Genomic DNA, 22,980 nt, shown 5'->3' with positions numbered 1-22,980 from the left:
AGACCATTATGGAAAAACATTTATTTAAAGAGTATGCATTAAACAGTTGGATTCACGACGTTGTGGATGGTTTAGGTTTTAAAGAACCAACACCGATTCAACAAAAAGTTATCCCGGCTATGTTGCGCGGAGAAAGTGTTATCGGTCAATCACATACCGGATCAGGCAAAACACATGCTTTTCTTTTACCTTTATTCAATCAAATTGAATTAGATAAACGTGAAGTGCAATTTGTGGTGACGTCACCAACACGTGAGTTAGCTACGCAGATTCATGAGGAAGTGAAACGAATTATTGCCTTATCACCACATAAAGGTGTACTTCAATCAAAATTATTTATTGGTGGAACAGATAAAAAACGTTCAATCGAAAAATTAAAGGAACAACCGCATATTATTGTAGCGACCCCAGGTCGTTTACTTGACTTGATCAATGAAGGTGCGATTGATTTATATAAGGCTAAGAGTTTTGTTGTTGATGAAGCCGACCTTATGTTAGACCTTGGTCTCATCAATGAAATTGATCAAATGTTAACAAAAGCAAATCAAGGGATTCAGTTAGCTGTTTTCTCAGCGACGATTCCTGAACGTCTACATCCGTTTTTAAAGAAATATTTGCAAAATCCGACCCATGTGCATATTAAAGACCACTTTGCACCTGAGAAGATTGAACACCGTTTAATCCCGCTGAGACACCGGGAACTTGCATCCGTTATTTTTGATATCACCAAAGTCATTAACCCTTATTTAGCGATTATTTTTACAAATAATAAAGATGAGGCAAATAAATTACACAAAAATCTTTTAGGTAAAGGGATCAATGCAGGTATCATTCACGGTGGTTTACCTTCACGTGAAAGAAAACGGGTACTAAAAGATATCCAAGCACTTAAATATCAATATATCGTCGCAACCGACTTAGCTGCCCGCGGGATTGATATTAAAGGTGTCAGTCATATCATCAATGCTCAACTTCCTAAAGAAGAAGAGTTTTATATCCACCGTATTGGTCGAACGGCTCGTGCCGGTATGGAAGGAACAGCCATTAATATTTATCATGAAGACGATGTACCTCTACTACAAAAATTAACGTCGCGTAAAATTGACTTTACGACTTATGATATCATTAAAGGTGAGTGGCGTGAGACTAAACAATGGGATGAGCGTCAACGTCGTAAGAAAGATGGGCACGATACTGACCGTGAAGCATGGTTGAAGGTCAAAAAACCTGGAAAAGTAAAACCGGGCTATAAAAAGAAAATGAAGCGTCAACAACAACGTATTAAACAGCAATTAAATCGCAGTAAAAATAAACGAGGGTGAGTAAAATGTTGAAATTGGGATCACACGTTTCAATGAGTGGAAAAAAGATGTTGCTTGGTTCAAGCGAACAAGCAGCAAGTTACAACGCAACCGCGATGATGATCTATACCGGTGCGCCACAAAACACGAGACGTAAAGCAATTGAGGAATTAAATATCGAAGCAGGTCTTTCACACATGAAAGCCCATGGTATTGAAGATTTAGTCGTTCATGCGCCGTATATTATCAATTTAGGAAATACAACGAAGCCAGAAACATTTGAGCTGGGCATCAACTTTATGAAAAGTGAAGTAGACCGCACTGAAGCCTTATCCGCCAAACAAATTGTACTCCATCCAGGGGCACATGTGGGGGCCGGTAGTGAAATCGGTATAAAACGTATTATTGAAGGTCTTAATGAAGCATTAACAAAAGACCAAGAAGTGCAAATTGCCTTAGAGACAATGGCAGGAAAAGGAACGGAAATTGGTCGTACCTTTGAAGAGATCGCTCAAATTATTGATGGTGTGACTTTAAATGAGAGACTGTCAGTATGTTTTGATACATGCCACGTGCACGATGCAGGGTATGATATTGTCAATGATTTTGATGGTGTGCTCAATGAGTTTGATAAAATTGTCGGTCTTGATCGTGTCAAAGTTGTGCATGTAAATGACAGTAAAAATCCAGTAGGGGCACATAAAGACCGTCATGAAAATATTGGTTTTGGTCATATTGGTTTTGATGCACTAAACTACATCGTGCATCATGACGCGTTTAAGGCAATTCCTAAAATTCTCGAAACACCCTATGTAGGAGAAGATAAAAAAGATAAGAAACCACCATACAAATTTGAAATTGAAATGTTAAAGGACCAAACTTTCGATGAAGATTTAAAAAACAAAATTTTAAATCAATAAAGTAAATGATTTGAAGTATTATGTTGAAATGAGAGAGAACTGTAAGTACCTGATTAAAAGGGTATTTATGGTTCTCTTTATTTTATCTGTGGATAACTCAGGGAAACGCTTTAATATCAGTTGTTTGAGTGGTTTTAAATAACTAAAAAATTCCAAATAATAGTTTATAATTAACTTATAAAAGAAATATAATTAAGTATATGTTAGATAAATACTATATGTGGATATTGTAAACCTTAAAGGTTGCAAAGTACTTTTAAATAGTGTAGTATAACGATTTGTATTGTCAAACAGACATACAGAAAGGAAGAAATTTATGACAAAACGCTACGTCGTTTTAGTAAGTGCTCTTATTTTTGTTATTTTATTATCTGGCCTGAACTTACTAAACAATAACGAGCAAACAGTAAAAGCTGAAGGTGAAATGTTAATCGCATCGGATAAATCACAAAGACACATTGATGCCGATTCTGAAGCTTTTGAAAAAGACACATCCGATGTTCAGTCGGTTGTGTGGCAAACCATTGAAAAGGATGCCGAAACAATGATGGAAGACAGCGAAGGCCGTTTTAAAAAGGGTTGGGCAGTCTACATGATTAAAGAGGCAAGAAAATATGATATCGATCCATTTATCGTGTATGAACTGCTTAAAGTAGAAACAGGTCATACATTCTCACCCGATACTGTAGGGCCAGAAACAGTTTATGGTCACGCTTATGGTATGGCACAGTTTATGGAAAATACAGCTCCGTGGATTGCGGAAATGGCTGGTGTCGCTTATGAAAAATCTATGTTGTTTGATCTCTACTATTCAATGAAACTATCAGTTGTCTATCTTGATTATTTATATGAAAAGTACGGACGATGGGATGAAGCTTTAACAGCTTATCATCGGGGAATGACAGGTATGGAAAACTATAAACAGGCTAATGGTACAGCAAAAAGCCAATATGCGACTGTTATTCAATCAAAAGCTAATCAGCATTATGCTGTGGCTATGAACTAAATATAGCTTAATCAAAGCCGGAAGCTACTGCTTCCGGCTTTTTAAATACGAGAAAATAGTAATGACCGAGCAACACCTTTTGTGACCGAATATTCCTATCATTAAAAGCTAAATAGTCACCCTTTCTTTAGTCATGCGTGATTTTGTTCTGTTTTATTCATAAGAGTTAGTAAAATCACCTGAGATATCATTAACATATTAAAATTTTATTTTTCACTTGATATGAAGTTCTGTGAGGGGGATAATAGGAAGTAGAAGCATTATTCTTTTTTGGTAAGTTTTCACCAAATAATTAACAGATGATCATACTAAAAGGATAATTAACTTTCTTATTTAAAAACCGTACGTGATGCTTTTTATATTATGAAGAAAGAAGGGGTTGTATGCCAATCTTATCGGCTTATCCGATTCTCAGTTTAATTGTGATTTTATTCGCAACAATGTTTGTGTTTGGAGAAGTACTAGTCAAAGCCAAAGGGATCTTAGCTATTTTAGGATTAGGTTTGATTACTTTTTATTTTTCTGTTTTCTTAGATCCAAGCATGGTCGTCATTGTCGGTTTGGTTTATGGTCTCGGTCTTGTTTTGATATTCATTGATGGTGAATTAATTAATGATGGTTTATTAGGGAGTATCGGTGTGCTGTTAATGATTGGATCACTAGCCTTTGCCTCACCCAATTTAACGACAGGACTGTACGCCTTTTTAGGTTTATTATTTGGGGCTGGACTTAGTATTATCTGGCTGAAAATATTACCGCGCCGTGCCTTATGGTCTAAAGTCATTTTAGCTGACCGTTTGGATAGTACTTCGGGCTATAATTCTGTGAATCCATCTTATCAATCATTTGTTAACCGAACCGTAGAAACGACGACAGATCTCCGACCGGTCGGACGTATTTTAGTTGATGATCAAGAATATAGTGCGATATCTAATGGTCAATTTATCGCAAAAGGGGAACAAGTAAAAATCACCTCTGTTGATGGTACGAGAATCTTAGTTGAAAAGCTACATGAACACGCTTAAAATCAGCGTGTTTTTTTGTGGAATACATCATATTTGAAGTTTGTAAAGATAGTGTAAAGTTTCATCAAAATATCTTTACATTTCATTTATAAATCGTGATAATGGGTAAGGATTGTTATTAAACGACTATAATTTATGAAATGAAGGGATTGAATTCCGTGGAAGTTAATGTGCAACAGATGTTATTCGAGTTTTTCGGAGGATTAGGTATTTTCCTTCTCGGTATTAAGTATATGGGAGAAGGACTTCAAAACTCCGCAGGTGATCGTCTAAAAGATATTTTAGATAAATTCACTAGTAATCCACTTATGGGTGTATTAGCTGGTATTGTGGTGACTATTTTAATTCAATCAAGCTCAGGTACGACTGTGCTTGCGATTGGTCTAGTGAATGCAGGGTTTATGACCTTTAGACAATCAATCGGAGTTATTATGGGGGCCAACGTCGGTACGACGGTAACATCTTTTATTATTGGTGTTGATATTGGTGCGTATGCGTTACCGATTATTTCTATCGGTGCACTTATTATGTACTTTGCGAAAAATAATAAATTACAAAACTACGGTCATGCGATCTTTGGTTTTGGTGCACTGTTTTATGGTTTAGAACTCATGGGTGACGGACTGAAACCACTGCGCTATTTACAAGCATTCCAAGACTTGATGGTTCAAATGTCAGAAGTACCTATCTTAGGTGTGGTCATTGGGACAGTATTTACGTTTGTTGTTCAAAGTTCAAGTGCAACCATTGGTATTTTACAGAACCTTATTCAAGACGGCATGATTAAATTAGATGCCGCCTTACCAGTGTTATTCGGTAATAATATTGGTACAACCATTACGGCTGTTATTGCGTCAATTGGTGCATCTATTGCTGCACGTCGTGCTGCTTTAACACACGTTATTTTTAATGTGCTAGGGGCCATTCTTATTATGCTTGTTTTATCACCTTACCAGTTGCTCGTTGAATACCTTACGTCAATGTTAGATTTAAATGCGAAAATGTCGATTGCATTTGCTCACGGTATTTTTAACATTGCTGCTGTCGCAGTTTTCTTTCCGCTTATTGGTGTTTTGGCAAATCTTGTAACGAGGATTATTCCTGGAGAAGATTCAGTTATTGAGTTCAAACCAACACACTTAGACCCTATCTTTATTCAACAAGCCCCTTCAGTTGCTTTAGAACAAGCAAAAGAAGAAATTATTAAGATGGGTGAATATGCATATAAAGGTTTAGAAGAAAGTGCTAACTTCTTAAACAATCATGAACAAAAGCATGCGGATAACGCCCTGCAAATTGAGAATGCTTTAAATAAATTAGATTCTCAAATAACGGATTATTTAATTGACCTAGCTTCTGCACCACTTTCTGATGCGGATAGCGAGAAGCATACTGCACTAATCGACTCAGTCCGTGATATTGAGCGCATTGGTGATCACTTCGAGAACATCATTGAGTTGATTGAGTATAAAATAAAAAATAAAATCATCATTACAGATGACGCACGTGCAGATTTAAATGAAATGTTTGATAAAACAAAAGATATAGTACAAGAAGCGATTGAAGCAATTTCTGATATGAATCGAGAAAAAGCGCTTGATGTTGTTAAATTAGAAAATCAAATTGACCGGATGGAGAAAAACTTCCGTAAAAAGCACATTATCCGTCTTAATGAAGGATCATGTTCAGGCCCTTCAGGGATTGTTTATGTCGATATTTTAAGTAACTTAGAACGCATTGGTGATCACGCTTTAAATATCGCTGAAGATGTTTTAGGTGAAAAAATTCCTGAAACGGTACACTAAAAAACGGATTGAATATAAGGGGAGAGAACGTATAAAAAACCTTCGTTTTCTCCTACTATATTTGGTCATGAAAAGAAATTTAAGATAATTTTACCTAAATCTATTGACGATTAATTTAAAGCATGGTATATTATTAAACGTCGCTGAGATACAAAAACTCAGATTGACAAGGTTATTCCACAGTAGCTCAGTGGTAGAGCAATCGGCTGTTAACCGATCGGTCGTAAGTTCGAATCTTACCTGTGGAGCCATTATGGCGGTGTAGCTCAGCTGGCTAGAGCGTACGGTTCATACCCGTGAGGTCGTGGGTTCGACTCCCTCCGCCGCTACCATTTAAAATTATATAGCGTTATGGCGGTCGTGGTGAAGTGGTTAACACATCGGATTGTGGTTCCGACATACGTGGGTTCGATCCCCACCGGTCGCCCCATAAAGGACCCTTAGCTCAGTTGGTTAGAGCTATCGGCTCATAACCGATCGGTCGCAGGTTCGAATCCTGCAGGGTCCACCATCAGACGCTAAATAATTATTTATATTACATTGGAGGAATACCCAAGTCCGGCTGAAGGGATCGGTCTTGAAAACCGACAGGGGCTTCACGGCCCGCGGGGGTTCGAATCCCTCTTCCTCCGCCATTTTTATTCCTTTCATGGCTCGGTAGCTCAGTTGGTAGAGCAACGGATTGAAGCTCCGTGTGTCGGCGGTTCGACTCCGTCCCGAGCCACTCATAAAAACACTTTAGTACTTTGTACTAAAGTGTTTTTTTTATGTCTTTTCATAGGACCGTTCATTCATGATGTTTAAAACATCTATCATGTGGAAAACATAAGAGAAGGCAAAAAGTTGTGATAGAGAGGAGAGATATTTGTGAATAGCGAACAGTTACAGACGATTAAACAAACCCTACTAGATGAACAAGATACATTACTTGTACAAATTAAAAAACATAAAGCAGAAGTATTTGATGAAGGTGAATTATCACACTATGACAATCATCCAGGTGATGAAGGGTCTGCTTTATATGATGAAACATTAAGACGTGCGTTAACCGAACATGAAATTAGACATTTAGGTGATATTAGACACGCGCTCGAGCGGATGGAAGAGGGGACGTATCATCTCTGTGAAGTTTGTGGTAAAGAAATAAATTCGGAACGCTTAGAAGCTTTACCAACAACGTCTACCTGTATCGATCACGCTGATGAAACGTTAGAGCGAAAGATGTATCATGAATCGAAAGAAGGACTTGTGATTGATGATGTTGATGCGCTTGAACAATTACAAGCATTTGGTTCATCCGATTCGTTAAGCGAAAAAGATACTGATCATGATAATCCGATTGAAAAAGTAAGTAGTAAAACAAAACATGTTTAATTATTATAAAAAAAGTGAATATATTAGGATGAATAGATGAGAATCAAAATGTTTGCTTCATTTATACAAATTTGATAAAGTATGAGTATAGTAAAAGTGAACATTTTGTGAAAGATTAGAATTACTAAAATCTAAGGAGGCAATTTATTATGACAAAATTTGTATTACCAGAACTACCTTATGCATACGATGCACTTGAACCACACATTGACAAGGAAACAATGAACATTCACCACACTAAACACCATAACGGCTATGTGACAAAATTGAATGCGGCATTAGAAGGTCACAGTGAATTTGATGATTTAAGTGTAGAAGAGATTTTAGCAGATTTAAATAAAGTACCTGAAGATATTCGTACTGCTGTAAGAAATAATGGTGGGGGTCATGCGAACCACAGTCTTTTCTGGACTGTTCTAGGCAAAGATGGCGCGAAACAACCTGTAGGGGACTTAAAACGAGCAATTGATGAAACGTTCGGTAGTTTTGATGCATTTAAAGAAACTTTCACAAATTCAGCTACGACTCGTTTTGGTTCAGGTTGGGCTTGGCTTGTTGTTGCTGATGGTAAACTTGAAGTGTTAAGCACACCAAATCAAGATTCACCAATTAGCGATGGTAAAACACCTATCTTAGGTATTGATGTTTGGGAGCATGCTTATTACCTTAACTACCAAAACCGTCGTCCAGATTATATCAAAGCATTCTTTGATGTTATTAACTGGGATAAGGTAGAGGAATACTATCAAGCAGCTAAATAATGACTGAACAAAAAAAGAATCATGCCTTCAGGTATGATTCTTTTTTTGTTTGTCTTTATGATTAATGCTATAATACGTAAGAAGTATGTATAGAAAAAGGTGATGAAGATGGCTAAGAAAAAGAAAAAACGTGCACAAACGGGCATGCGTTTAAATATATTATTTTTATTTGTGTTTCTCTTATTCTCACTACTCATTTTACAGTTAGGTGTGGTGCAAATATTAAATGGAGAAGAAGCGCGTGAACGGCTAAATGAAACAGAAAATGCAAAAACATCGATTGCCGTGCCGCGCGGCTTAATATATGATAGTGATGGTGAATTGGTTGTTGATAATGAACCGGTCCGCTCGATTACATATACTCCGCCTAAAAATGGCGATTCGCACCTTGATAAAATCAACATTGCGGAGGAGCTAGCCACCATGGTGATGATGGCTGAGGATTTCGAAGGGTTAAACGACATTGTAAATGAACGAGATAAAAAAGAATTTTGGTATGTTTCTAATGAAGAAAACCGGCAGTTAATTAAAGAACGTTTGACAACAGATGATGAAGAGCTTACATCAGGTGAATTATATCAGCGTCAACTTGATCTCATTACACCAGAGGATTACAACAGTCTTGATTGGTCGGATGCGTATCAATTAAATGTCGTCGCGATAAAAAAAGAACTCGATCAAGCAATTGAACTATCACCACACGTGATAAAAAATGAAGGGGTCACTGATAAAGAGTACGCACAAGTATCAGAACATCTAAATTTACTACCAGGTATTGATGCGAAAATTGATTGGAACCGGATCTATCCATTTGAAGATACATTCCGCACGTTTATCGGGAATATCACCGACGCTGACCAAGGAATTCCGAGAGATAATCAAGATTATTATTTGAATCTTGGCTATAGTTGGAATGATCGCGTAGGTGAAAGTGGTTTAGAGCAGCAATATGAAGATGTCCTTCGTGGTCAGAAAGAAGTGATTCAATATACGATTGATAACGCTGGGGATATTGTTGGTACCAAAACGGTACAAGATGGTGAGGCGGGGAATGATCTTGTTCTTACGATTGATATGGATTTCCAACAGGCGTTAGATGAGATTGTGAAGGATGAATTGGAAAAATACATTGCTCAAGATCCTTATCGTAATCGGCATATGGAAGATGCTTTAGTGGCGGCACTTGACCCGCAAACTGGAGCGGTATTAGGTATGACAGCTGCTCATTATAATCGTGATGAGGACACATTTGAAAATCAACCGCACCGTGTGGTATATGATGCTCATATTCCTGGTTCATCCATAAAAGGTGCCACTGTCTTAACTGGTTATCAAACAGGTGTGATTGATATTGGCACGGTCTTAAATGACCGACCGATAAAAATCGCAGGTACACCACTAAAGAAATCTTGGCGTAATTTCGGGTTGCTTAACGATTTAAAAGCATTGGAACAGTCTTCTAACGTTTATATGTTTGAGATTGCAATGCGGATTGCCACGGCAACTTATAATTATAATGAGCCATTACGTTCCTTTGACCAGTCAAGTTTCCAAACGATGCGGAACTATTTCCAACAATTTGGTTTAGGCTCTAAGACAGGTATTGATTTGCCGTTTGAGTCGACGGGATATGTTGGATCCAATGTTATTAACGGAGGTTTACTCCTTGACTTTGCGATTGGACAATACGATACATATACGACAGTACAATTAGCACAATATGTCTCAACCATCGCGAATGACGGGTACCGGCTTGCTCCGTATCTCGTCAAAGAAGAACATGCATCAAATGGAGATAAAGCGACCTTAGGCCCAGTCGTCACAAGTAAGTCACCTCAACTTTTAAATCGAATTGATATGGACGACATTTATATTGAACGTGTCCAGCAAGGCTTTCGATTAGCTGCAACCCAAGGAACAGGTAAAACTCATTGGGCAAATAATCCTTATGACGTTGCAGTAAAAACGGGAACAGCACAGAACTACTTTTATGTGGATGGTGAAGAACAGCAGACGAACAACCTAACTTTGGTCGGCTATGCCCCATATGATGAACCGGAAATCGCCTTTGCAATTGTTATTCCTAGAGCGGGGGTAGGGAACGATCAAAACGGGATCCACCACAATATTGGTAATCGTTTGATTGACGCTTATTTTAATATTAAAGAAAAAAAGGCAAATGAACAGCAAGTGAGTCCTGAACAAACTGACACTGAAGCTAATGATGAAGCAAGTGAAGAGGGATAAGACTAAAAAAGCATCAGTGGAGAATCTCTCCACTGATGCTTTTACTCTTTATTGGCGATGACTTCAACAACTTCTGCTAAAGGCATGTCGTGATTCAATTCAAATGATCCCACCTGAATGTTGGTGGCGTAACCATTATCTGATAAGTAATTAACAAATTGCTCCCGCGATTCAATTAAATTAGCGATAATTAAATAATTTGATACTTCAGTAATTGTCATACCAGGTTCAATTGTCAAGATAAATGATGACGTTTCTTTGGATGATTCTTGATCATTGTCGGCTACACTTTCCGATGAAGTCTCATCTTCAGGTGTTGACGACGTTTCACTTTCATCTGTTTCTCTATCATTATTTTGATTCTCTTTTGTCGGCGTTTGTTCGGCTAGTTGTGCATCAATGTATTCGGCTAAAGCTTCATCTGTATAAATATTGTAGCCACTGTTTTTTAAAGTCTTAATCATGTCAGCATTGCTTGGTGACGCGGTATTAGGTGCCTTAACTTCATTAAAAAAGAAAAAGTGGATACTGAAAATTGATGTGGCAACTAGCATCCCTAAACTAAAAGCACGAAGCGTTTGTTTCATAATATCCTCCTAACTCGTCATGATCGTAACGTATGAATAATTTGTTCGATATCATATTCACTCACCTTTGTTAATTGGCTAATTTCTGATAGTGAATGGCCACTACGATATAGTGATTCAATCCGTTGTGTCATAGTAGATTTCCCTTGAGACTTAAAGTCGGTGTTGATGTTTGTTGGAAGTAACTCTTCTTCAAGAACTTTTAGTTTTTTATTTGTTTGGTAACTTTCCTGCATCTGATTAAGGGAAAGTAGTTCAATTTGATCCTCTATTTTTTTAAAGCGATCACTTATAAAGAAAGACAGTATAAATAAAACGATACTTATGATAACTAAACCAATGATTAACTCAAACACATGTATTGCCCCCTTTCACTCTTCTTAGTTATAGCATAACTTCCTTCCTGTCGTAAAGGTAAATCGATGGGAGACATTGCGGCTGTTGAAACTATTGATAAAAACAAAAGAAAAATAAACAAATGCTTGATTATTTGTTCATAACTTGTTAAAATGAACTGGTCTGAAAATGATAATTTATGAAACGATAGTTGAAAAGTTTGGAGGGATAATCATGCGTGTAAATATCACATTAGCGTGTACTGAAACTGGTGATCGTAACTACATTACGACAAAAAATAAACGTGAAAACCCTGAGCGTATTGAGCTTAAGAAGTATAGCCCACGTCTAAAAAAACATACGCTTCACCGTGAAACAAAATAATGCTTGTAAAAACTCTTATCTTACGCTTTTAGATAAGAGTTTTTTCTTTAATAAGATAAGCTAACAACTTAGTTTTAGTATGATAAAGTGATTCACTTGGAGGTGCATTGGGTATGGAAAAGAAAGTGCGCTTGCGTAAAGAGACGATTGCACATTTACTAGCCTTTTCGAAAACTAAGAGACAGAATATAGAAAAAGTGCTTTATCAGCAATTTATTGAAACGGATCTATATAAAAATAGTGAAATAATTGGTGTAACAGTGAGTCATGCGCATGAGTGGGATACAAGGAACATTATTAAGCGTGCGATCTCAGACGGTAAACGCGTCTGTGTGCCGCTTTGTTTAACAGAGACAAAGACACTTGACTTTTACTATCTCACGTCATTCGATCAATTATCAGTGGGACATTTTCATTTATTAGAGCCCAATCCTGCTGTCATGAATAAAACTGAACTGTCAGCTATTGATTTATTAATCGTACCAGGTGTTGTGTTTGATAATGCTCACTACCGTATTGGCCACGGCGGAGGGTACTATGACCGATTATTAGAAAAATTCTCAGGACGAACACTCTCGCTCCTGCATGAATCTCAATATATTGACCGAATTCCAGTTGAAATACATGACCAACCTGTTGAAAGGTTGATAATCGCAAGAAATTAATGTAATTAACTTTTCTATTTTCCTAATAATTTGATATAATAGATGGGGTGACGTTTTGAAAACGTATTATGATGTGCAAAAATTCTTACGTCGATTTGGTATAGTTACGTACATAGGGAACAGGGAAGCAGAAATTGAATTAAGTCTGATTGAATTAAAGGCACTTAAACATGAAGGCATTATTACTGAAGACGATTATTATCGATGTTTAGGTGTGCTTAGTTATGAAAAGGAATTAGAAATAGCTAAAAGGAGCGAAAAATAATGACGAAATATTTATTAGGTGTTGATATTGGTGGGACAACCATTAAGCTTGGTATTATCTCAGAAACGGGTGACATTCTAGATAAATGGGAAATCACCACACAAACTGGCGAACAATCGGATCGTATTCCTCATGATATTTGGGCATCTTTGATGGAACACTTGGAAGCAAATAATATTGATCAGTATGATTGTTTAGGGATTGGTGCAGGCGCTCCGGGATTTGTCGTTGCTGATACGGGTGATATTGCCCAAGCAGTCAATTTAGGATGGATGGACTTTCCGTTAGGCGATATTTTACATGATTTATCAGGTTTACCTGTATATATCGAAAATGATGCCAATATCGCTGCGCTCGGTGAAAACTGGTTAGGTTCGGGTGGATTGGCTGAGAACTTAGTGATGATTACACTTGGGACCGGTGTTGGCGGTGGTATTATCGTTAGCGGTAAGATTGTGAGTGGAACTAATGGTATGGCAGGTGAAATTGGTCATATGACAATGGATGTTCATGGTGTAAAGTGTAACTGTGGTCGTAATGGTTGCCTTGAAACAATTGCATCGGCAACTGGTATTGCCCGAATTGCACAAGAACATGTAGAAAAACATCCTGAATCGGTGTTAACCCCACTGTATGAGAAGAAAGGACGTCTTACGGCGAAAGATGTGTTTGATGCCGTAAAAGAAAAAGATCAAGTCGCACAGGATATTGTGAATCGTGTAATGGATACGTTAGGATTAGCAATTTCAAATATTACAACGATTGTCAATCCATATAAAATTATTGTTGGCGGTGGTGTGTCAAAAGCAGGTCAAGCTTTACTAGAACCATTAGAGTTAGCTTTTAAACGCTACGCGCTACCACGCATCGTAGAGGGTAGTACCTTTGAAATCGCTAAATTAGGTAATGATGCTGGAATAATAGGAGGTGCTTACCTCGTTAAACAACATCAATCGTAATGTAACCTTTTTTAATTGAACAACGTCTAATGAAGTAGCGACTGATTTTACGGTTTGTTTACAAAATCGTAACAATCGTTTAATAGAGAAAAATAACGGGTAGTTAGATGTTGAGGAGGACAAATAACCATGTTTAAAAAATTACAAATAAATCAGCTGTTCGTCATTGCCAGTTTGTTTTTTGGTATAAAAACGTACGTGATTTATCGCTTTTTATTTAATATAAATTTAGAAAATATGATGCAAGAAACGATTCTGTTTATTAATCCTTTTGTGTCAGCCTTTTTCATGTTTGCTTTATCGATTTGGTTTAAAAAGAAAAACCAGGTGAAATACATTAAAGTGATTGCGATTTTAGGATCAGTGATTTTGTATTTAAACTTGATGTTTTACCGGAACTTTGGAGATTTTTTAACGATTCCGATTCTGTTCCAAGGTAGTAACGCAAAAGATCTTGGGTCTAGTGTACTAAACCTCATTGAATGGTATGACGTATTACTATTTCTTGATCTTGCCGCTATCTTTTATCTAGCAAAACCTAATGTGAGCTTCACGCAAGTGACTGCAACAATGCGTCCCAAACGCAAGAAGTTCGTTTTAAGTTTATCAGTCGTCTTTTTATTAGGAAACTATGTACTGGCTGAGATTGAACGCCCACAATTGTTACAGCGTGGGTTTGACCGGGAGTATTTAGTCAAAAATATTGGCTTATTCAACTTCCATTTGTATGATATTGTTCAACAGTCACGATCAAAAGCGCAGCGTGTCCTGGCAGATGGCAACGAACTATCCGAAATTATTACCTATATTGATGAAGAGGCGACGGATACGTCAGAGACTGACACGTTTGGCATTGCCAAAGATAAAAATGTTATTTTTGTTTGGTTAGAATCATTACAAACATTTGTAATTAATAATGAGCTACATGGAGAAGAAGTCACGCCGTTTTTAAATGATTTAATTGATGATAGTTATTACTTTGAGAATTTTTATCATCAAACAGAACAAGGGAAAACGTCAGACTCAGAATTTATTACAGAAACATCCCTATATCCATTGCCAAGTGGGGCTGTGTATTTCACACATAGCGAAAACACCTATCAGTCATTGCCAGATTTGTTGGGTGAAGCAGGTTATAATTCTTCAGTGTTCCATGCAAATAATAGTAGTTTCTGGAATCGAAATGTGATGTATGACAATTTAGGTATTGATCATTTTTATGATGTTGAAGCATATAACGTCACCGATGCGAATCAAGTAGGCTGGGGATTGAAAGATAAGGATTTCTTCAAACAATCCATGAAGTACTTAACCAGCTTAGAAGAGCCTTATTACACCCGGATGATTACCTTAACGAATCATCATCCTTTTACACTTGATGAAGAAGATGCAACGTTAGCACCGTATGATTCAAATTCTAAAACATTAAATCATTACTTCCAAACAGTGCGTTATTTAGATGAATCGCTTGAGTTATTCTTTGAAGAGCTTAAAGCTTCAGGAGAATATGAAGATTCTGTGATTGTGCTTATGGGAGATCATTATGGTATCAGTGATTTTCATGATCGCTCAACAGCACGCTACCTTGAAAAAGAAGAGATTACACCCTATGACCACATTCAGTTACAACGGGTGCCAATGTATATTCATATCCCTGGTGAAGAAGGACAAGTTATTTCAGATATAGCCGGTCAAATAGATATTAAACCAACATTGCTTCACTTACTTGGTATTGATGGAAGTAATGAAATTGGGTTTGGTACGAACTTGTTTGGTGAAAATAGAAAAGAATTCATCACTTTACGGGACGGTAGTTTTATTGGAGATGACGTGATTTACACGAAAGACTCGTTTTATGATCGTTCAACTGGTGAAGTGGTTGAAACAACGGACGCCTTACTAGAATTAAAAGAACGTGCACAACAAGAGTTAACTTATTCAGATCAATTGATTTATGGTGATTTGTTGCGATTCCATGATTTAAATAAATAATAGTAAAAACCATCTGGTGCTTCTGTTGGCTCAGATGGTTTTTTTGTGCTATTCTTGATAAAAGAATAAAAGTTGAGGTGTAGTGATGGAAATTAAAAAGTATGTATTAGGTCAGTTGGGGACGAATGGTTATCTTGTTTTAAAAGAGGACAACTTACTCATCATTGACCCAGCTGGTGAACCTAATCGTTTAATAAAAGAAATTGATAGATTGGCGATGAAACCAAAAGCTATTTTACTAACCCATGCGCATTTTGATCATATTGGAGCAGTAGAACCTTTACGTAAACAATATGATTTACCGGTTTATTTACATGAAAATGAGCATGAATGGATGGGAAATCCTGCTCTGAATGGTTCAAAATATTTTCCGGTCAAAGAAGTTATTTGTCAGCCGGCAGACCGCTACTTAAAACCTGGGCCGATGTCAATCGGTGCCTTTGACTTTACTGTTATTGAAACACCAGGTCATTCACCTGGTGGTGTGGCGTTTGTGTTTAATCAAGAACAGCACATTATTTCTGGTGACAGCCTTTTTAATCGAGGCATAGGACGGACAGATTTGCCGCTAGGCGACTACGATACGCTGATTCAAACGATTAAAGAAAAATTATTTTCTTTACCTGATGCGTATATTGTCCATCCTGGCCATGGACCAGAAACAACGATTGGTGATGAAAAGAAATTGAATCCATTTGTTTAACGAAAACCCCCATCAGATATCTGGTGGGGGTTTTGACATATCAGCTCGGATGAATCTCTTGTTTGATAGTGAAAAATAACATATATAAAGCTGTTACGGTTCATTAAACAATGCTGCTGCCTCTGGCAGTGCGTAGTAGTTTCGAACGCTGTAAGAGTCAGGTGTTTGACTGTCAATGTAAAGCAAAACAAGCGCATCTATTTTTGATATTGTGTACGTCGTAACACCGTTAGGGAAACTAAATTGGCCTGTAAATGCCGTTGGAACCTCTTGGTTTACTTGATTTAAGACAAGTTGATACGTCATTTGATGGAGCGATCGATGTTGTAATTCCACCTGTTCAAGTGCAGCAAATTGTTTTTCAGTTATATACATTTGCATTAATGACGACAATGATAAAAATAGACCAAGAATAACAAAGAGGGTGACGATTGTGATGGAACCGGACTCATCCCGATTGAAAGAGCGTAACGGTGTCATAAAACAACGCCTCCTCTTTAGTTTCAATGGTGATATGAATCTGCTCCTCTTCTGTAATGGTGAAGGTCTGAACATCTCTTAACAGAATGTCATGTCCACGTCCGTTGACTTGACGTCTAATAACATGCTGATACTGAGAAATCGTGATAATATCACCATTTAAAGTATGAATCGACAAAGTATCATCATTGATATAAACGTGCTGACTCGTTTGGATTTCTTTTTCAAGTGAGCCAAAGAATTGGTAGATTTGAAAACTTTGATAGCTTGATGGTGGCTTCATGTAGGGGATAAGCATAGATAATAGAATGGTTGTTAAGATGGTCACGTGGATGGTTAATAATAATTCAATCATTGTAAATCCGTTGTTGTTTCGGTACATAATACAGAGTCATCACTTCCTCTACATTGTTACGGTTAACATAGGTGCCGGTGACTTGAATAACATTACCAATAGGCATCCGGTCGATAGTAACCTTTTGAGACGCGAGAGTGACTCGCTCGCTGTCAACATTCATCATAATATAATCATAAAACTGATGATAAAGTAATGTGCGTTCTTCTTCAATTTGTTGCTGATCTCTAAGCGTCTGTTGCAGAGGAAGATGGATACATACCATCATCGATATTAGCATTAAAACAAATAAGGCTTCAAGTAGTAAAAAACCATTAGCGTTCTGTGTAGGTGACATAACATCTTCCTTTCCCGAAAGGGAATACAATCGTAAAAACATAATAATTGGTTTCAATTTTGATTGTACCGGGTTCAATAAATTGGCCATTTTTATTAAAGGCCAATTTATTTTTCGTTGAAGCGAACACAATCTTCCAATCTTCTGGATGCGTTCGTGAAAGAAGCGGTGATTGATGAGTGTTAATGATGACTGTATAGCTATGACTGGGCAAATTAAAATGAAGGTATGGCCGATTCTCTGAAAGGCTCGTCCGCTTTTGTAGATATAATATGTCTAATTCAAATTGAGCGTACCAGCGGTTAAAGTTTTGTTTATCTTCTGATTTATCAAGTGCGTAAAAACCAATGGATAAAAGGATCTGTATCACGAAAAGAACAATCATAACTTCTATTAGGGTGAATCCTGCTTCTTTATTATTCACTGACGAGGGCGACTTTTTTGTTGGATTCATCCGTAAAAATAATCGCTTTTGACGCACTCGAAATCAAATCCTCATCAATATAGTTATCTGTGACTAACGCATTTATAGTCGTTGGAAATGTACCGGTATCTAAGTAATACGCCTGGATTTGCGTATTAACAAAACCAACAATCGCTTCATCTGATTTTTTTGTAATATTTTCTTGGTGATCAGCCAGCTTTGGAGTAATAAGGATAAGTAAGACCGCAATAATACTCATCACAATTAACATTTCAATAAGGGTAAAGCCTTTTTCATTTTTAATAAAATTACAAAGTTTTTTAAACATAAGTTTGTCCTCCTAAATCGTATTCATCATATTAATCATAGGCATGAGGATCGAGAGGTAAATAAGTACAATACTCATAGCAATTAAAGAAAAGATGATCGGTTGAATATATTTTATTAATTTTTCAATTGTTTGTGTCACATCCTCAAATGTTTCTGTTAGATAGAGGTCGAGTGAAAGGCGAATTAATGCTTGAGATTCATTCGTTTGGAAGATGTAACTGAGTCGGTCACTGAAAAAAGAATGGGCTGATAAACTTTGATACAAGCTGTCACCTTGGTCTAAAGTGGACAATATTTCAGTCAGTGATTGTGTGAGGATGGATTGATTTTGTTCCTTTGTGATTAACGTTAATGCTTCCTTAATTGAAAAATGACCATCGAGTAAATTTTTAAGATGATGGGCAAAGAAAAAACTGGTGTGCAGACGTACGAACTGAAAAGCTATCGGCAAACGTAGTAATAAACTCATTAACTGAGAAGGACTCATTTTTTTATAAATAAACACGGCTATGAGACCAAAAAGCATAAGAGACATAAGGCTTATGCGAAGGAAATAAAACAATAAAGAGACACAGAAAATAGCCGTTTCAATCATTGGTGACGTTTGTTCAGCTGTTTGGAATAACTGAAGAAAATTAGGGTAAATGTACATTTGAATAAAATACAGTATGGTGAGGAACCCAAGTATCAGTACAAGTGGATAGCGAATTGTTTTAATGAATTGTTGTTTTAATTGATGTTGTTGAGTGATAAAGCTAACGGCCTGGTAGATTCCTTCGGCAAGGTTACCTTGCAACAAACCGTAGTGTACGTGTGTGACAAATTGAGGGTGGAATGAAAGTTCTGCTAAGGAAACATCAAAGTGTTTGCCATTACCAAGTTCTTGGAGTAAGAAATTTGAAGCGTGATAAAATTTTTTATTAAACTGAACATAAGTTAAGGCTTCTTTCATTGAATAGTGTGCTTCTAAAAGCGTTTGCAGTCGTTTCATAAAGGCTAACTGATGATGAATGGATAGAGAGGCTGTTGATTTACGTGGTTGAAATAAAGCCATAAGCATAAGCCTTTCGTTTCAAATCTGCAAATGTTGCTTCGGACTTTATCGGTTTCGTAAAGTCCGTACAATAACCTAAAAGATTCTCACCTGTTAAAAATTCAATGATTGCTGCACGGTCGTAGTTTGGATGATCAAGGTTCATCAGCTCTGTTGCGCAAATTGCTAATAGGTTTTGAGATAGATCAATCGGTTTTATACCCATCTCGACCAAGCGGTGGATTGTGCCGGTTGCATCTTTTGCGTGTAGTGTAGAAAAAACAAGATGACCGGTATACGCGGCATGAAAAACGAACTCAGCTGTTTTGACATCTCTAATCTCACCTACCATTAAGATATCTGGGTCATGCCTAAGCGCTGCTTTTAATCCAGTGTGATACGTCATGCCGCTTTTTTCGTTAATTTGAACTTGGACGAAATGATTTAAATCTTTTTCAATTGGATCTTCTAACGTAATCGTTTGAAAGGACTGTTCCAAAAGTAATGTTTCAATTAAGCTATATAGCAAGGTGGTTTTTCCTGAACCGGTTGGGCCTGTTAGTAAGACAATGCCTGAGGTGTTCTTAATTAACGATGTTAGTTTTTTTACTTGCGATTGAAATAGTAAAAGTTGGTTGAGAGGTTTAATTTCATTGTGTGGAAGGAGACGAATAGCCAAAGATTCTTCTTGTTTGGCCGGCAGTGTGGACAAGCGTAAATCAATTTTTACGGTATTTACGAGTAATGTAACGACGCCGTCTTGAGGTAATCTTTTTTCACCAATATCCATTTGAGCTTGGAATTTCAAATAGTTTAGTAAGTGAGTGTAATGCTCATTTGAGAGATTTTTGTACAAATGTCGTTCACCGTGTACACGTAAGTAGACGGTTGTTTCATTAACATGTGGAACAAAGTGAATATCTGAAACATTTTCTTTGACCGCAAACAAGATCAAGGCATTTAAAAACCGATCCGAACTATACATTTTTTTCACCTCCAGTTATTTTAACTACTGTTGATTGTAATGGAAGAACGGGGAAACAACAAGTAGGGGCGTAAAGAAAGTATTTCAAAAATATAACCTTTATAGAAGAGATTTTTAATGTACCTGGCAATTTTTTCGGAAAACTTGTATAATAATTCAGATAACTTAATGTTTTGGGAAGGTGTGAAAGATAGTGACTCCTATTTATTTAGTGGGTTTTATGGGCAGTGGGAAAACAACGGTTGGTAAAGCTTTAGCTGAATTGAAACAACAACCGTTAATCGATTTAGATCAATTGATAGAACAACAAGAAAAAAAACCAATCACAGCAATCTTTAAGGATGATGGTGAAGCTTATTTTAGACAAGTGGAACATGATGCTTTAATTCAAACGTTTGAGTATGAGGGTATAGTTTCAACAGGTGGAGGTGTTATTGAACGAGCTGATAATCGAGCGTGGCTAACAGATAAACAGGTTGTTTTTTTAGAAACACCGTGGTCAATGATTGTTGAGCGATTGAAACATGACAAAACGCGTCCACTTTGGCAACAAGGCTTAGCCGAAAAAGAACACCTGTTTAACCGAAGGCAACCGTTCTACGAAGAAGTGAGCCGATGCGTCATTGATACCCGGATTAGTACACCGACTGAACTTGCAAAAAGGATCATGACTCAGTTAGGCCGATAAAATTTATGAAAAACCCGCTCACGTTTATGATGAGCGGGTTTTTGTTTATTTAGACGCTTTTTTTATTTTTCCTTTCCAATCTTTGTAGCCACCCTTTAGGTCGTAAATCTGGGTGTAACCATTTTTATAGAGTAACCAAGCAGCACGTTGAGAACGTGAACCAGATTGGCAATAAAGATAGATAGGCATGTCTTTTCGTAATTCTTTCATCCGTTGTTTTAACTGAGTAACAGGTACGTTTCTAGCGCCCCAAATATGACCGCCATCAAATTCTTTTTGTTCACGTACATCAATTAATTGTGCTTTTCGGTAACCTTCTCTAAATTCTTCTTCGGATAAAGTTGTCAGTATTTTTTTTGTTTTGAAATAGCGATACAACGTATACCCGATATAAGCGATGACAAGGGTTAGGAGTACAATCCAGTCCCAGGCAATGCCAAGTGATATATTCATAATTAAAATCCCCTTTTTTTAGTCTGCGTCTATTATACGACTTTTTTTACAAAAAGTGAACCGTTTTCTTTTGAGTGATAAAGAGAGGTGTATGGTATTAAAAGTGAATAGAAGTGTAATCTTTTTTTAACGTACTTCCGAAAGAAGTCTCCCTCTTCAAGCGTGTGAAGGGCGTAGCCCAACGGTAAGGGGGAGATGAATGTCGGTTGGGCGATAGCCCAAAGTTTTTTCTTTTGTCTTTATTCTCAATATGTTATAATCAGTCATATAAAATATAAGGACTGATGTAATAGTGAAACTAGACAGTAATAACCATTCAGTGTTCTTAATGTATTACCATCTTGTATTAGTCGTGAAGTATCGAAGGAAAGTCATAGATGATAGGATTTCAGACTATGCCAAAGATAAATTTGTGTCATTGAGCGAAAAATATACTATCACATTGGTCGAATGGCATCACGATATTGACCATGTTCATATTTTGTTCAAAGCACAACCTAATAGTGAATGATCGACATTCATCAATGCCTATAAAAGTGCCAGTTCAAGACTCATTAAGAAGGATTTCCCTCATGTTCGTAAAAAGTTATGGGAAGAAATGTTTTGGTCAAGAAGTTTTTGTTTGTTGACAACGGGTGGTTCACCTATTGAAGTGGTGAAAAAATATATTGAAAATCAAGGGATAAAGTGAGGTGATTTGATATGACTAAACAAAATAAGGCGTATAAGTTTCGATTATATCCGACAGAAGAACAGGCTATGGTGATACGCAAAACCTTTGGTTGTGTTCGCTTTGTCTATAACAAAATGTTAGCAGAACGAAAAGAAACGTATGAAAGTCTAAAAGATAATAAAGAAGCATTAAAGAAAGTAAAACGCCCCACGCCTGCCAAATACAAAAAGGAATATGAATGGCTAAAAGAAGTAGATTCTTTAGCTTTGGCGAACGCTCAACTCAACTTAGATAAAGCATATAAAGCCTTTTTTAAGGGGCATACCAAGTTCCCAAAATTCAAAAGTAAACGACATAAACAAAGCTACACAACAAATGGCGTCAATGAAAACATACAATTATTGGATGGTTATATCAAATTGCCTAAATTAAAAATGGTTAAAATCAAACAACATCGTGCCATTCCTTCGGAATGCGTCATCAAATCTTGTACCCTATCAATAACCGCATCAGGAAAATATTATATTTCTATTCTGACAGAATATGAGAAAGAGATTGAAACGAAAGACATTGAAAAAGTCGTTGGGTTAGATTTTGCGATGGATGGGTTGTTTGTTGATAGCGAGGGTGAGAAAGCCAATCACCCTAAATTTTATCGACAAATGCTTGATAAGTTAGCCGTTGAACAACGTAAACTTTCTCGTAAAAAGAAAGGTTCTTCAAATTGGGACAAACAACGTATTCGAGTAGCTAAAATTCAAGAGAAGGTCGCCAATCAACGTAAGAATTTCCTTCACCATAAATCAAAAGCATTAGTAACAAATTATGATGCGGTTGTGATTGAAGATTTAGATATGATAGGGATGTCACAAGCGCTAAAGTTTGGTAAAAG

The 22,980-nt window shown here is 36.9% G+C and carries 26 protein-coding genes, 6 tRNA genes and 1 pseudogene; 23 read left to right on the top strand and 10 right to left on the bottom strand.

Going from position 1 to position 22,980, the window contains the following annotated elements:
* The first annotated feature begins 8 nt into the window (after positions 1 to 8).
* From BM098_RS00165 to BM098_RS00100, 14 genes are all read left to right on the top strand, one after another.
* Complete coding sequence (locus BM098_RS00165) at positions 9 to 1,322, top strand: DEAD/DEAH box helicase (RefSeq protein WP_089829160.1); 1,314 nt, start codon at positions 9 to 11, stop codon at positions 1,320 to 1,322.
* Positions 1,323 to 1,327: 5 nt separating this feature from the next.
* Entirely contained in the window at positions 1,328 to 2,221 is an 894-nt protein-coding gene (locus BM098_RS00160; protein WP_089829158.1) for a deoxyribonuclease IV, read from the top strand.
* 316 nt (positions 2,222 to 2,537) lie between these two features.
* Positions 2,538 to 3,227, top strand: coding sequence for a transglycosylase SLT domain-containing protein (locus BM098_RS00155; RefSeq protein ID WP_089829156.1), 690 nt, complete (start codon positions 2,538 to 2,540; stop codon positions 3,225 to 3,227).
* Between the two features lie 383 nt (positions 3,228 to 3,610).
* Positions 3,611 to 4,252, top strand: coding sequence for an NfeD family protein (locus tag BM098_RS00150; RefSeq protein WP_089829155.1), 642 nt, complete (start codon positions 3,611 to 3,613; stop codon positions 4,250 to 4,252).
* A 140-nt stretch (positions 4,253 to 4,392) separates the two neighbouring features.
* Complete coding sequence (locus BM098_RS00145) at positions 4,393 to 6,057, top strand: Na/Pi cotransporter family protein (protein WP_234987359.1); 1,665 nt, start codon at positions 4,393 to 4,395, stop codon at positions 6,055 to 6,057.
* A gap of 176 nt (positions 6,058 to 6,233) precedes the next feature.
* A tRNA-Asn gene (locus BM098_RS00140) sits at positions 6,234 to 6,308 on the top strand.
* A gap of 4 nt (positions 6,309 to 6,312) precedes the next feature.
* Positions 6,313 to 6,389, top strand: a tRNA-Met gene (locus BM098_RS00135).
* A 22-nt stretch (positions 6,390 to 6,411) separates the two neighbouring features.
* Positions 6,412 to 6,487, top strand: a tRNA-His gene (locus BM098_RS00130).
* Positions 6,488 to 6,491: 4 nt separating this feature from the next.
* Positions 6,492 to 6,568, top strand: a tRNA-Ile gene (locus BM098_RS00125).
* A 31-nt stretch (positions 6,569 to 6,599) separates the two neighbouring features.
* Positions 6,600 to 6,692: transfer RNA gene (locus tag BM098_RS00120), tRNA-Ser, on the top strand.
* A gap of 16 nt (positions 6,693 to 6,708) precedes the next feature.
* Positions 6,709 to 6,781: transfer RNA gene (locus BM098_RS00115), tRNA-Phe, on the top strand.
* A gap of 143 nt (positions 6,782 to 6,924) precedes the next feature.
* The gene (locus BM098_RS00110; protein WP_234987358.1) at positions 6,925 to 7,431 is read left to right on the top strand and encodes a TraR/DksA C4-type zinc finger protein; all 507 of its coding nucleotides are present in this window, start codon (positions 6,925 to 6,927) and stop codon (positions 7,429 to 7,431) included.
* Between the two features lie 149 nt (positions 7,432 to 7,580).
* Positions 7,581 to 8,192 (top strand): superoxide dismutase, encoded by a 612-nt coding sequence (locus tag BM098_RS00105; RefSeq protein ID WP_089829148.1) that lies wholly within the window; start codon positions 7,581 to 7,583, stop codon positions 8,190 to 8,192.
* Between the two features lie 108 nt (positions 8,193 to 8,300).
* Positions 8,301 to 10,439 carry a peptidoglycan D,D-transpeptidase FtsI family protein gene (locus tag BM098_RS00100; protein ID WP_089829146.1) on the top strand — a complete coding sequence of 713 codons (2,139 nt, stop codon included), beginning with the start codon at positions 8,301 to 8,303 and terminating at the stop codon, positions 10,437 to 10,439.
* 41 nt (positions 10,440 to 10,480) lie between these two features.
* Here BM098_RS00100 and BM098_RS00095 read toward each other — a convergent pair whose 3' ends face one another.
* Complete coding sequence (locus BM098_RS00095) at positions 10,481 to 11,026, bottom strand: hypothetical protein (RefSeq protein WP_089829144.1); 546 nt, start codon at positions 11,024 to 11,026, stop codon at positions 10,481 to 10,483.
* A 17-nt stretch (positions 11,027 to 11,043) separates the two neighbouring features.
* The gene (locus BM098_RS00090; RefSeq protein ID WP_089829142.1) at positions 11,044 to 11,382 is read right to left on the bottom strand and encodes a hypothetical protein; all 339 of its coding nucleotides are present in this window, start codon (positions 11,380 to 11,382) and stop codon (positions 11,044 to 11,046) included.
* Positions 11,383 to 11,596: 214 nt separating this feature from the next.
* Here BM098_RS00090 and rpmG point away from each other — a divergent pair, with 214 nt between their 5' ends.
* The 6 genes from rpmG (at position 11,597) to BM098_RS00060 (ending at position 16,330) form a co-directional block, all read left to right on the top strand.
* A complete protein-coding gene (rpmG, locus tag BM098_RS00085; protein ID WP_089800746.1) occupies positions 11,597 to 11,746 on the top strand; it encodes a 50S ribosomal protein L33 in 150 nt (49 codons plus the stop codon).
* Between the two features lie 113 nt (positions 11,747 to 11,859).
* Positions 11,860 to 12,411 carry a 5-formyltetrahydrofolate cyclo-ligase gene (locus tag BM098_RS00080; protein ID WP_089829140.1) on the top strand — a complete coding sequence of 184 codons (552 nt, stop codon included), beginning with the start codon at positions 11,860 to 11,862 and terminating at the stop codon, positions 12,409 to 12,411.
* 55 nt (positions 12,412 to 12,466) lie between these two features.
* Positions 12,467 to 12,676: a YqgQ family protein gene (locus tag BM098_RS00075; protein WP_089829138.1), complete on the top strand. Its 210-nt coding sequence runs from the start codon at positions 12,467 to 12,469 to the stop codon at positions 12,674 to 12,676.
* Positions 12,676 to 13,635, top strand: coding sequence for an ROK family glucokinase (locus BM098_RS00070; RefSeq protein WP_307725222.1), 960 nt, complete (start codon positions 12,676 to 12,678; stop codon positions 13,633 to 13,635). Before BM098_RS00075 ends, BM098_RS00070 begins: the two co-directional genes overlap by 1 nt.
* A gap of 129 nt (positions 13,636 to 13,764) precedes the next feature.
* Complete coding sequence (locus BM098_RS00065; RefSeq protein ID WP_089829136.1) at positions 13,765 to 15,627, top strand: LTA synthase family protein; 1,863 nt, start codon at positions 13,765 to 13,767, stop codon at positions 15,625 to 15,627.
* 85 nt (positions 15,628 to 15,712) lie between these two features.
* Positions 15,713 to 16,330 (top strand): MBL fold metallo-hydrolase, encoded by a 618-nt coding sequence (locus BM098_RS00060; protein ID WP_089829134.1) that lies wholly within the window; start codon positions 15,713 to 15,715, stop codon positions 16,328 to 16,330.
* Positions 16,331 to 16,423: 93 nt separating this feature from the next.
* Here the strand turns inward: BM098_RS00060 and comGG are convergent, their stop codons facing one another.
* Genes comGG through comGA form a run of 7 tightly spaced genes read right to left on the bottom strand, consistent with a single transcriptional unit; the run spans position 16,424 to position 20,274 of the window.
* The gene (gene comGG / locus BM098_RS00055) at positions 16,424 to 16,810 is read right to left on the bottom strand and encodes a competence type IV pilus minor pilin ComGG (protein ID WP_089829132.1); all 387 of its coding nucleotides are present in this window, start codon (positions 16,808 to 16,810) and stop codon (positions 16,424 to 16,426) included.
* On the bottom strand, positions 16,779 to 17,192 hold the full coding sequence (locus tag BM098_RS00050) for a competence type IV pilus minor pilin ComGF (protein WP_089829130.1): 414 nt from the start codon (positions 17,190 to 17,192) through the stop codon (positions 16,779 to 16,781). Before BM098_RS00050 ends, comGG begins: the two co-directional genes overlap by 32 nt.
* Positions 17,158 to 17,502 carry a hypothetical protein gene (locus tag BM098_RS00045; protein WP_089829128.1) on the bottom strand — a complete coding sequence of 115 codons (345 nt, stop codon included), beginning with the start codon at positions 17,500 to 17,502 and terminating at the stop codon, positions 17,158 to 17,160. The genes BM098_RS00050 and BM098_RS00045 overlap by 35 nt, the downstream gene beginning before the upstream one ends.
* The gene (gene comGD / locus BM098_RS00040; protein WP_089829126.1) at positions 17,480 to 17,956 is read right to left on the bottom strand and encodes a competence type IV pilus minor pilin ComGD; all 477 of its coding nucleotides are present in this window, start codon (positions 17,954 to 17,956) and stop codon (positions 17,480 to 17,482) included. The genes BM098_RS00045 and comGD overlap by 23 nt, the downstream gene beginning before the upstream one ends.
* Entirely contained in the window at positions 17,919 to 18,254 is a 336-nt protein-coding gene (gene comGC, locus BM098_RS00035; RefSeq protein ID WP_089829124.1) for a competence type IV pilus major pilin ComGC, read from the bottom strand. The genes comGD and comGC overlap by 38 nt, the downstream gene beginning before the upstream one ends.
* 12 nt (positions 18,255 to 18,266) lie before the next feature.
* A complete protein-coding gene (locus tag BM098_RS00030; RefSeq protein ID WP_159430068.1) occupies positions 18,267 to 19,310 on the bottom strand; it encodes a type II secretion system F family protein in 1,044 nt (347 codons plus the stop codon).
* Positions 19,288 to 20,274: a competence type IV pilus ATPase ComGA gene (gene comGA / locus BM098_RS00025; protein WP_089829121.1), complete on the bottom strand. Its 987-nt coding sequence runs from the start codon at positions 20,272 to 20,274 to the stop codon at positions 19,288 to 19,290. Before comGA ends, BM098_RS00030 begins: the two co-directional genes overlap by 23 nt.
* A 193-nt stretch (positions 20,275 to 20,467) precedes the next feature.
* On the opposite strand from comGA, the gene BM098_RS00020 reads away from it, so the two are divergent.
* Positions 20,468 to 20,962, top strand: coding sequence for a shikimate kinase (locus BM098_RS00020; RefSeq protein ID WP_089829119.1), 495 nt, complete (start codon positions 20,468 to 20,470; stop codon positions 20,960 to 20,962).
* A 45-nt stretch (positions 20,963 to 21,007) separates the two neighbouring features.
* Here BM098_RS00020 and BM098_RS00015 read toward each other — a convergent pair whose 3' ends face one another.
* The gene (locus BM098_RS00015; protein WP_089829117.1) at positions 21,008 to 21,415 is read right to left on the bottom strand and encodes a rhodanese-like domain-containing protein; all 408 of its coding nucleotides are present in this window, start codon (positions 21,413 to 21,415) and stop codon (positions 21,008 to 21,010) included.
* A 292-nt stretch (positions 21,416 to 21,707) separates the two neighbouring features.
* Between BM098_RS00015 and tnpA the strand changes: the two are divergent.
* Positions 21,708 to 22,106, top strand: a pseudogene (tnpA, locus tag BM098_RS00010) (IS200/IS605 family transposase).
* Between the two features lie 11 nt (positions 22,107 to 22,117).
* A partial coding sequence (locus tag BM098_RS00005; RefSeq protein WP_089829115.1) for an RNA-guided endonuclease TnpB family protein occupies positions 22,118 to 22,980 on the top strand: 863 nt, incomplete at its 3' end.

It is taken from the genome of Halolactibacillus halophilus, assembly GCF_900115605.1.
GTDB classification, from domain to species: domain Bacteria; phylum Bacillota; class Bacilli; order Bacillales; family Amphibacillaceae; genus Halolactibacillus; species Halolactibacillus halophilus.
The sequence above is the reverse complement of the archived record's forward strand: the minus strand, read 5'-3'. Positions and strand labels throughout refer to the sequence as shown.

Coding starts and splice junctions, on each gene's coding strand:
- comGG (WP_089829132.1), bottom strand. CDS start 16,810: ATGACACCGTTACGCTCTTTCAATCGGGATGAGTCCGGTTCCATCACA.
- BM098_RS00045 (WP_089829128.1), bottom strand. CDS start 17,502: ATGTCACCTACACAGAACGCTAATGGTTTTTTACTACTTGAAGCCTTA.
- BM098_RS00070 (WP_307725222.1), top strand. CDS start 12,676: ATGACGAAATATTTATTAGGTGTTGATATTGGTGGGACAACCATTAAG.
- BM098_RS00105 (WP_089829148.1), top strand. CDS start 7,581: ATGACAAAATTTGTATTACCAGAACTACCTTATGCATACGATGCACTT.
- comGC (WP_089829124.1), bottom strand. CDS start 18,254: ATGTTTAAAAAACTTTGTAATTTTATTAAAAATGAAAAAGGCTTTACC.
- BM098_RS00160 (WP_089829158.1), top strand. CDS start 1,328: ATGTTGAAATTGGGATCACACGTTTCAATGAGTGGAAAAAAGATGTTG.
- comGD (WP_089829126.1), bottom strand. CDS start 17,956: ATGAATCCAACAAAAAAGTCGCCCTCGTCAGTGAATAATAAAGAAGCA.
- BM098_RS00065 (WP_089829136.1), top strand. CDS start 13,765: ATGTTTAAAAAATTACAAATAAATCAGCTGTTCGTCATTGCCAGTTTG.
- BM098_RS00015 (WP_089829117.1), bottom strand. CDS start 21,415: ATGAATATATCACTTGGCATTGCCTGGGACTGGATTGTACTCCTAACC.
- BM098_RS00100 (WP_089829146.1), top strand. CDS start 8,301: ATGGCTAAGAAAAAGAAAAAACGTGCACAAACGGGCATGCGTTTAAAT.
- BM098_RS00095 (WP_089829144.1), bottom strand. CDS start 11,026: ATGAAACAAACGCTTCGTGCTTTTAGTTTAGGGATGCTAGTTGCCACA.
- comGA (WP_089829121.1), bottom strand. CDS start 20,274: ATGTATAGTTCGGATCGGTTTTTAAATGCCTTGATCTTGTTTGCGGTC.
- BM098_RS00145 (WP_234987359.1), top strand. CDS start 4,393: ATGAAGGGATTGAATTCCGTGGAAGTTAATGTGCAACAGATGTTATTC.
- BM098_RS00150 (WP_089829155.1), top strand. CDS start 3,611: ATGCCAATCTTATCGGCTTATCCGATTCTCAGTTTAATTGTGATTTTA.
- BM098_RS00050 (WP_089829130.1), bottom strand. CDS start 17,192: ATGTACCGAAACAACAACGGATTTACAATGATTGAATTATTATTAACC.
- BM098_RS00030 (WP_159430068.1), bottom strand. CDS start 19,310: ATGGCTTTATTTCAACCACGTAAATCAACAGCCTCTCTATCCATTCAT.
- BM098_RS00080 (WP_089829140.1), top strand. CDS start 11,860: ATGGAAAAGAAAGTGCGCTTGCGTAAAGAGACGATTGCACATTTACTA.
- BM098_RS00165 (WP_089829160.1), top strand. CDS start 9: ATGGAAAAACATTTATTTAAAGAGTATGCATTAAACAGTTGGATTCAC.
- rpmG (WP_089800746.1), top strand. CDS start 11,597: ATGCGTGTAAATATCACATTAGCGTGTACTGAAACTGGTGATCGTAAC.
- BM098_RS00060 (WP_089829134.1), top strand. CDS start 15,713: ATGGAAATTAAAAAGTATGTATTAGGTCAGTTGGGGACGAATGGTTAT.
- BM098_RS00155 (WP_089829156.1), top strand. CDS start 2,538: ATGACAAAACGCTACGTCGTTTTAGTAAGTGCTCTTATTTTTGTTATT.